This is a genomic window from Psychrobacter sp. ENNN9_III (genome assembly GCF_001462175.1).
Lineage (GTDB): Bacteria > Pseudomonadota > Gammaproteobacteria > Pseudomonadales > Moraxellaceae > Psychrobacter.
The window spans coordinates 1-8,745 of sequence record NZ_LNUO01000186.1 but is presented as its reverse complement, the minus strand read 5'-3'; the positions used below and the strand labels follow the sequence as shown (position 1 = coordinate 8,745).

8 protein-coding genes are annotated in these 8,745 nt (G+C 43.5%); 1 reads left to right on the top strand and 7 read right to left on the bottom strand.

The window, feature by feature from the left end; genetic code table 11:
* From PENNN9_RS11515 to PENNN9_RS11485, 7 genes are all read right to left on the bottom strand, one after another.
* Positions 1-1,144: alpha/beta fold hydrolase (locus tag PENNN9_RS11515; RefSeq protein WP_058369813.1), on the bottom strand; the 1,144-nt coding region annotated here is incomplete at its 3' end.
* 36 nt (positions 1,145-1,180) lie between these two features.
* Positions 1,181-1,960, bottom strand: coding sequence for a class II aldolase/adducin family protein (locus tag PENNN9_RS11510; protein ID WP_058369812.1), 780 nt, complete (start codon positions 1,958-1,960; stop codon positions 1,181-1,183).
* Positions 1,961-1,986: 26 nt separating this feature from the next.
* Positions 1,987-2,907 carry a TauD/TfdA dioxygenase family protein gene (locus PENNN9_RS11505; RefSeq protein ID WP_058369811.1) on the bottom strand — a complete coding sequence of 307 codons (921 nt, stop codon included), beginning with the start codon at positions 2,905-2,907 and terminating at the stop codon, positions 1,987-1,989.
* A gap of 106 nt (positions 2,908-3,013) precedes the next feature.
* Positions 3,014-4,084, bottom strand: coding sequence for a TRAP transporter substrate-binding protein (locus tag PENNN9_RS11500; RefSeq protein ID WP_413771751.1), 1,071 nt, complete (start codon positions 4,082-4,084; stop codon positions 3,014-3,016).
* 106 nt (positions 4,085-4,190) lie between these two features.
* Positions 4,191-5,270 (bottom strand): TRAP transporter substrate-binding protein, encoded by a 1,080-nt coding sequence (locus PENNN9_RS11495; RefSeq protein WP_227511814.1) that lies wholly within the window; start codon positions 5,268-5,270, stop codon positions 4,191-4,193.
* 76 nt (positions 5,271-5,346) lie between these two features.
* Positions 5,347-6,417, bottom strand: a complete 1,071-nt coding sequence (gene dctP / locus PENNN9_RS11490; RefSeq protein WP_058369810.1) for a TRAP transporter substrate-binding protein — start codon at positions 6,415-6,417, stop codon at positions 5,347-5,349.
* A gap of 123 nt (positions 6,418-6,540) precedes the next feature.
* Complete coding sequence (locus tag PENNN9_RS11485) at positions 6,541-7,911, bottom strand: lyase family protein (RefSeq protein ID WP_058369809.1); 1,371 nt, start codon at positions 7,909-7,911, stop codon at positions 6,541-6,543.
* A 34-nt stretch (positions 7,912-7,945) separates the two neighbouring features.
* On the opposite strand from PENNN9_RS11485, the gene PENNN9_RS11480 reads away from it, so the two are divergent.
* The gene (locus tag PENNN9_RS11480; RefSeq protein WP_058369808.1) at positions 7,946-8,734 is read left to right on the top strand and encodes an IclR family transcriptional regulator C-terminal domain-containing protein; all 789 of its coding nucleotides are present in this window, start codon (positions 7,946-7,948) and stop codon (positions 8,732-8,734) included.
* The last annotated feature ends 11 nt before the right edge of the window (positions 8,735-8,745 follow it).

The following is an 8,745-nucleotide window of genomic DNA, read 5'->3' as shown; positions in this document are numbered from 1 at the left end:
CTTTAGCTAAAGAAAACGCATGATTGGCCGCTGGTACACCAGCATAGATAGACACATGCATCAGTACTTGACGCAACTGAGCTTCGGTAATACCCAAACGCTGCGCTGTGCGTAAATGCAATCCCAATTCACCATCGCGCCCTAGTGCTGCTAATATAGCGGTCGTAATCATACTACGCTGCTGAAAAGTCAAACTGGGATCTCCCCATAGCTCGCCCCATGCATTACGAGTAATAAACTGTTGAAACGGACTGTCTAGCGTCGTGGCATTCTTAGACGCTCTTTCGACATGAGCGTCCCCAAGAATGCGTTTACGTTGTACAAGCCCTTGCTCATAGCTGACACCTGTTTGACCGACGGTCGCACGAGCAGCATTGGTTTGAATATAGTCGACTAGCTGACTTGGTGCCTCAACTGACGGCACATGCCCCACCCCTGCAAATACGGTTAAGTGGGCATCAGGAAAAGCCGTCTGTAATGCTTCTAAAGTAGCAGGAGGGGTCGACACATCCTCCGAACCAGCAAGTAAGGCAACACTTTTAGCATAGCTTGCTAGTTTGTCGCGGTTATCGACTTGTGCCAATGCTTCACAAAGCTTGGCATAGCTCTCATCATCGCTGCGTAACAATTGTACTTGCCAGCCTTGTAGCGTTTCGGGGTATTGTTTAGCATAGCTTGGAGCGAACCAACGTGTCACGATGCCTTCAGCCATCTCAGCCAAGCCTAAATGACGGACATTTTTGGCACGTTCGGCCCAAGCTTCTTTAGTACCGATGACAGCACCAGTGTTGGTTAACCATACTTGCTCTAAGCGCTCAGGTGCTATCTGACATAAGCTTTGACCGATGACACCGCCAATCGATGTACCGATAAAACTAAAGCTCTCAATCTCTAGCGTATCGGCTAAGGCAAGTACATCGTAAGCCAGCACTTCTGCAGAGACATCATCTGCTGCGACCCCACTACGACCGTGTCCCGGTAAGTCCCAGCGGATACAACGATAGTGTCCGTGTAATTGGTCACAGAGTTTATCCCAGACGTCACGACTCATCCCAAGTGGATGCGCCATAAATAATGCTGGTAGATAAGCCTCACCACTATCTTGATAAGCGATAAGGTGTACGTCGGTTGCAAAAAATGCCATGCTTGTTCTCCTGCGCGTGTAACTTTCAAAGAGCGATTACTTATCCCAATTTGGATCCAATCTATTCATCAAGCGATAGTAAGCGGGCCATTCAGGCAATCTCACTGCAGCACCAGCTTGAGCGTCACCACCTTCAAATTGCTCTCTTGTTTTTCTCATAGCATCATCACTTACTTGAATCATCTCTCCTCCCGATGCCATGGCTTTTAACTGCACTTGACATCCTTGAATGATTTGATACATTCTCATAAATGCCCAAGATACGTCAGGTCCAGTCGTGATAACCCCATGATTATTCAGCATCAAAGTGTGATTGGTCGGTCCAAGTGAAGCTATCAGTCGTTGCTGTTCGCTCTCATCTAACACAATACCTTCAAAATTGTGATAACCAATTCGATCGTAGAACATAAACGCTTCTTGGTATAAAGGCATAAAACCGCACTTTAATGCGCTTACCGCTTGGATATCAGTATTGTGAGTATGCATAACACAGTGTACATCCGGCCTACCCTTATGAAGCGCAGTATGAATCACATTGCCTGCCTGATTGATAGGATAAGGTGAGTCGTCGACCTTATTTCCATCAAAGTCAATTTTGACTAAGTTTGACGGTTTTATTTCACTATATAGCAGCCCAAAAGCATTAATAAGTAAATGATCAGTACCGGGTATCCTATAAGAAATATGATTGTAGACTTGAGTCGTCCAACCATAGTAATCAACCATTCTATAGCACAGCGCCAATTCGACTCGAGCTTGCCACTCAACGTCACTATAGCCTGGCGGGGTTACTGTAGATGCAAAAATATCTTCCATAATACAATCCTATTACTATAATTCTATTATACTGGTCTCTCGCCCATGACAATCGCACGATACATCTCACGTCTATAACCATCATAGTCATTAAAAGCTTGATGCAAGCAAATCCTGTTATCCCACATAATAACGGTATTATTTTCCCATCTTAATCGGCAAGTAAAAGACTCTTGTGTCGCAAAGCTCGATAAAAAATCAAGCAAAGGTCGCGCCTCATCTTCTGTCATGCCTTCTATCCCGCAAGCATAAATCTTGTCGACATACAGTGACTTTTCACCTGACACGGGATGGGTTCTGACCATTGGATGATAAAAACCTTCTAGCATTTGCTGGGTATTCAAATCAAGCTCGATATTGCCAATGGCGCCTACTTTACCTGACTCTTGAGATTGCTTTTCTGATTGCATATTGGCAAGGACTTTTTTACCACTCATCCATACTTTTAGTGGCGCTATCATCTCTTGCATTGCTGGGCTTAAAGAGTTATAAGCTAACACAGCATTGGCGAACATCGTATCTCCACCGTATGGTGGTATATCTACCCCATAATTAATGGCAATAGAAGGTGGGCACTCTAAAAAAGCTGAATCGACATGCCAGCCACTGCCAAACACGCTTTTGGTAGTTACGCTTGCTTCTTTAATAAGCGGTTGAATATTTGGATGACCAGGAACACCAGTAGTATAGGCATCTGTCCCGAACTCACCAAGTTGAAGAATCAGATTTTCATGATCGGTAAAGCTTATTTCCTGATCTCTGAAAAAGATCATTTTGTGTCTATAAAGGGCATCTTCGATCTCAGCCATGACATCGTCACTGACATCGCTTAAATTTACGCCTCTAATCTCTGCGCCCATAGCAGAAGCTAAAGGATGGGCAGTAATATGCTGATAATCTTTTGCACTATTATCAAAAAGTCCTGTGGGGTGAACACTATTAACCATTTTTAATCCCTTAAAAATTATTAAGATTGAGTTTTACTACATCAACTAAAAAATAAAGACATGCTTTAACTATAATATTGACGTTCAATAACGAAGACTATGACCGTCAAACCTTACAAGCAGCGCTAACTGCTTTGACTTTTTCGTAAACACCATCCGCATCTAAACCTAAAGCGCTAACATCTCTGAGATATTTTTGTGTGCCCTCTATTAAAGGACCTCTCCAATCAGGATCATTAAGTGGGTCAGGTATATCGACCATAATATCTCCTTTTGCACGCGCCTCTTCCATAAACTTGGCATCTTCTCTATCCGTCATCTTTCCTGCGATGTCAGCCATTACCCGTCCTGAATTGTCATCGATAATCTTTTGCAGATCGGCAGATAAAGCTTCATACTTATCCTTATTCATCGTCACTAATAGTGCTGAATTGTAAAAAGGAATATTGGTATGAGCATTGGCTAATTCTGTGATTCTAAAGTCGCCGGTGGGCTGCCAAGGAAAGCTTAGCCCATCAATAACGCCTCGCTGTAACGAGGTATAAATATCAGGAGCAGGCAAACCAACAGGAGAGCCACCAGTAGCTTCAATAATGTCCCCTGCAATAGCTGAAGGACGACGTATACGCATCCCCTTCATATCTTCTGGCACGCGAATAGCCTTATCAACGGTATGTAGAGCCGCTGGGCCTGCGCCCATTAAAAACAACAAATGCGTGTCTTCGTATTCGCTAGCGATAGTGCCATCATCATACAGAGTTTGTAGCATACAGCTCATCTGTACCGCTGAATTAGACAGGCCCGGTAATTCTGCTATTTGAGTCAATGGAAAACGCCCAGCAGTATATCCGTGAGCTTGTGCGCCGATATCAATAGTGCCCTTTGCAGCAGAGTCATAGGTCACATCAGGCTTACTTAAGGTCGCAGAAGGATAGATTTCAACTTTTAACTGCCCATTTGATTCAGTCTCGAGCTTTTTAGCCCATGGCTCAAATACCTCAGTCTGCATGGCAGAAGTTGCTGGCCAAAAATGTGAAAACCTTAAAACTGTCGTATCCGCTGCTGAAGATTCCACACTGGCCGCTTGTTCATTGTCACCAGATTGGGAACAAGCTGATATGCCCAGTGTTAACGTCATAAGTAACGACATTGCGCTCATTTTAGTTTTGATAGACATCCTTATCTCATCCTTGTAGATAGGCTAAAACCTTTCATAATTATCGTATATAACTTGCTCTAATGCTTCCTTCTAACAATTGGCTCTGCCAACTGACTCTTACAAGCTAGGTCTTACAAGCAACGCTCGCTTCTTGAGCCTCTTTGTAAACGCCTTGTGCGTCTAATCCAAGCGCTTCCACATTATTGAGGTATTTTTCAATTTCTGTCTTAAGTATACCGCTCCAAGCAGGATCGTTTAATGGATCCGGAATCTCTATCATCGTATCGCCGCGAGCTTTGGACTCAACTTTAACCCTAATATCTTCACTATCGAATAAGCCGCCAGCAACCTTTGCCATCTCCATACCTGAGTTGTCATCGATGACTTTTTTGAGATCATCAGGCAAGCTCTCATACTTATCTTTATTCATGGTCACTAATAATGCTGAGCTGTATAAGGGTATGGTCGTATGCGTGTTGGTCAATTCCGCTAACTTAAAGGCGCCTGCCGCATCCCAAGGCGTGCTCACCCCATCTATTACCCCGCGTTGCAAGGAAGTATATTGATCAGATGCTGGCATACCAACAGGTGTGCCGCCTGCCGCTTCGATAATATTAGCCGCTATCTCTAACGGGCGGCGAATACGCATGCCTTTGAGATCTTCTGGTTTACGAATAGGTTTATCAATCGTATGAAAAACGCCAGGTCCTGAAGCCATCATAAATAGCGGATGGGTATCCTCATACTCATCTGCTATCACATCATCGTTGTACAAGGTTTGTAGCATACAGCTTAATTGAGCACCTGAGCTTGACAGACCGGGTAGCTGAGTAATCTCAGTCAATGGAAAACGGCCGCTAATATAGCCCTGAACTTGCGCCCCTATATCAACAGTACCTTTAGCAGTCGAGTCATAAGTAATATCAGGTTTACTTAGAGTGGCTGAGGGGTAAATCTCAACTTTTAGCCTACCCTCTGAGTCTGTTTCAATCTTTTTGGCCCAAGGCTCAAACACATCGGTATGCAAAGCTGCTGTAGATGGCCAAAAGTGTGAAAAACGCAGCGTCGTAACATCCTGCGTCGCTACATCTGCTGAGCCTGAATCGGTATTGACACCTTGCTCAGATTGATTAGAGCAACCTGACATGCCTAACGCCATTAGCAAAGATAAAGGTATGACGCCCATCTTAATTTTAAAAAACATCTTTATCACATCCTTGTAGATAAATTAAAATCATGCAAACTTCTTGTATAAGATTAGTCTATTATGATTTTATAAACTAGGCTTTACATGCAGCGCTGGCTTCTTTGGCTTTTTGATACACTGCTTGAGCGTCCAAACCAAGGGCCTCAGTGTCTTTTAGATATTTTTGTGTCCCAGCTTCCAATGGTGCGCTCCATGCAGGATCATTTAATGGATCAGGGATATCTATCATGGTATCGCCTTTGGCTTTGGCCTCAGCCATAAATTTGGCATCCTCACCATCAAACACTTCGCCAGCCATAGCAGCCATCTCCATACCGGAGTTGTCATCGATGACCTTTTTGAGATCATCAGGTAAGCTTTCATATTTGTCTTTATTCATCGTCACCATGATAGCGGAGCTATAAAAAGGCATATTGGTATGAGTGTTTACAAGCTCAATGAGTTTAAATGAACCAGTCGCATCCCACGGCAGACTTAGGCCATCTAACACACCGCGTTGCAGCGAAGTATAAAGATCAGGGGCTGGTAGACCGACAGGCGTGCCTCCCGCCGCTTCAATAATGTCACCTGCGATGGCAGAAGGACGGCGGATACGTAAGCCTTTTAAGTCCTCTGGTTTGCGAATCTCTTTATCGATTGTATGAATACCTCCAGGACCAGTACCCATCATAAATAGCAAATGCGTGTCTTCATATTCGCTCGAAATCACCCCATCATCATATAAGGTCTGTAGCATACAGTTCATTTGGGTGGCTGAATTTGAGAGACCAGGAAGCTCTGTTATTTGAGTCAATGGAAAGCGACCATTCGTATAACCTTGGAGTTGAGAGCCAATATCGACAGTACCTTTAGCAGCGGCATCGTAGGCAGCGTCAGCTTTACTGAGTGTTGCAGAAGGAAAGATTTCAACTTTTAGGCGACCATTTGACTCTTCTTCAATCTGTTTTGCCCAAGGTTCAAAAACATCTTTATGCGTCGCTGAAGTCGCTGGCCAAAAGTGAGCAAAGCGTAATGTGGTCGCCTCCTGAGAACTTGACGCAGTATCGCCATTGGTAGCATCGCTAGCAGTATCATTCGATGTTGAACAGCCCGTAAGACTCATCAGAGCGGTCAACGCCATACTAATAGGAAGCGTTTTTTTCATCATAAGTTCCTTTTTTGATGATCAAAGATAAATGTACTAAGATTTTCGTAACTTGTTCTATATAAGAATTCTTGTTCGTATAGTGAATTAACGTAACCCTTTTCTAAGCTTCTGTCAATGTGGTTATTTGTTTATTCTGGATGAATTTGAAACTATTGTTTCGATTGCTCGTAATGTGAGCTGACATTGTCTATCTGCTGCACCGCAGTAAGTCAAAGGAGATAGAAGTGTTGCAAGCTCATTTGTGTCATTATCGCTATCATCTACCAATAACTCTGTTGTGAACTCAAAGAAAGTTTGCACAAAGCCTTTGTGTTCTCTATGTGCTTGTTGGCTAGCTTGTTCTATTAAAGGATAGATTCGCTCTTGACGGTCTAAAAAATGGCGTTTTAAAGGTTCGATGAGATACGCATCACTATTCAAATCAAGATTGGCCGCCATGCGCTCGGGGTGTACTTGTACTCCTTGTAACAACGTTTTTAGATAATCGGCGGCACCAGCGACCAAAGCGACGCCTTCCATTAAAGGCATCCAGCTCGCATGCCACTGGCCCAACGCACGCTCAAAAGGCTGAGCGGTTGTGTTGCTAATCACACTTAGATGCCCGTGCATTCTTAACGTAGCGGTCTTAATTAAAGCACACAACACAGGGTTACGTTTATGCGGCATCGATGATGAGCCGCCCATTCCTTCAATAGCAGGTTCAGCCAACTCACCCAATTCAGACTGACACATTAAGGCTATATCCTCAACGATATTTTCCATAGCGCCAGCACAAGCATCCAACCCAGAAGCAAGCGCATGAATAGGTTGCCTATTTGTATGCCAAGGCAGTAATGGCAACGATAGTCCGAGTAATGTCGCCACTTGCTGAGGCAATTCATGACGTTCATTTTCTTCATTACCAACCCCAACAGGGCCGCCCCATTGTAAATAAAAACCTGCTTGCTCTAATTGCATTAAATTTGGCAAAACAGCGATTAGTGATGCTGCCCACTGAGAGGCCTTTACCCCAAAAGTAATTGGTAGTGCTTGTTGCAACAATGTCCTACCTGCCATCGGTGTGGCACGGTGAGTTTCAATCAATACAGCGCAAGCTTGAAGCACATTAAGCAAATCATCATTGATACGCTGTAGAGCTGGCTTAAGCATCATCATCATCGCTGTATCAATGACATCTTGACTGGTAACGGTCTGATGAAAATACGGTTTTATGTCTTGAGGTAATAAGGCTTTGGCTTGTGCTATGAAAGGAATAGCCGCATTACCGCCAAGGTAAGTTTGCGCCCCAATCTTATCAATATCAAACAAATCTATCGCTAACGCTGCTTTAGTTTGCTGTAGAATGCCTGCTGGAATAAGGCTATGATATTCTCTGACCTCTATAATGGCCAGCTCAAAATCCAACATAGCCTGCACAAACAAACGATCAGAAAAGCGCTTTGCAATATCAGAATGTATAAAAGGCTGATTGATTAATTGAGTAATTTTCATTTAGAATCTCTAATTTTGGTAATCATTGAATAGCATGTATAAAGAACAAGATGAGAAAATACCTGTAGATAGTCCAGATTTTGTTGCATCGCTTGCGGCAGGGATGAGTGTATTACTGACTTTTGATGAAAACCACTCTAGTATGACGTTGAGCGAAGTAGCCGAGCGCGCCAAGATAGATCGAGCAAAGGCTCGACGTTATCTATTAACCTTGCATGCTCTTGGTTACGTTCATAAAAGTAAGCGTCAGTTTAGTTTGACCCCGAAAACGCTAAGCCTTGGCGCCAGTTATTTAAGCGGCGTCCATCATCACGATATTATTCAGTTTTATTTAGAACGCGTCACTGAAAAAACGGGTGAATCTTGTTCGTTTGCCGTACTGGATGATGATGAAGTGGTATATATCGCCCGATCTGCGGCTGAACATCGCTTGATGTCTATTACTCTCGCGATTGGCACGAGACTACCTGCAGCTTATACCTCTATGGGTCGCGCGATACTTGCCAGTCTTCCTGATGAACCGCTTAAAGATTATATTAATAACGTTGAGCTATGCGCTCATACGCCCTACAGTATTACCGATCGTAATCAGCTCAGTCAGGCGCTAAAAGAAGCTAAAGATCAGCAATACGTCGTGGTAAATCAAGAGCTAGATACAGGTCTGCTATCGCTAGCACTTCCAGTCTATAAAGCAAATAACGAACTCATTGGCGCTATTAATATTAGCACCAATGCCCTTCGTATCTCTCATGACGTATTAATCGAACAGTTTTTACCAATACTACGTGATTGTGCTGCAAAAATCCAAACCTACTATATTTAAACGAGTAGTTT

Excerpts from the sequence above, each read along its gene's own strand:
- PENNN9_RS11510 (WP_058369812.1), bottom strand. The coding sequence starts at position 1,960 with ATGGAAGATATTTTTGCATCTACAGTAACCCCGCCAGGCTATAGTGAC.
- PENNN9_RS11505 (WP_058369811.1), bottom strand. The coding sequence starts at position 2,907 with ATGGTTAATAGTGTTCACCCCACAGGACTTTTTGATAATAGTGCAAAA.
- PENNN9_RS11500 (WP_413771751.1), bottom strand. The coding sequence starts at position 4,084 with ATGTCTATCAAAACTAAAATGAGCGCAATGTCGTTACTTATGACGTTA.
- PENNN9_RS11495 (WP_227511814.1), bottom strand. The coding sequence starts at position 5,270 with ATGTTTTTTAAAATTAAGATGGGCGTCATACCTTTATCTTTGCTAATG.
- dctP (WP_058369810.1), bottom strand. The coding sequence starts at position 6,417 with ATGAAAAAAACGCTTCCTATTAGTATGGCGTTGACCGCTCTGATGAGT.
- PENNN9_RS11485 (WP_058369809.1), bottom strand. The coding sequence starts at position 7,911 with ATGAAAATTACTCAATTAATCAATCAGCCTTTTATACATTCTGATATT.
- PENNN9_RS11480 (WP_058369808.1), top strand. The coding sequence starts at position 7,946 with ATGTATAAAGAACAAGATGAGAAAATACCTGTAGATAGTCCAGATTTT.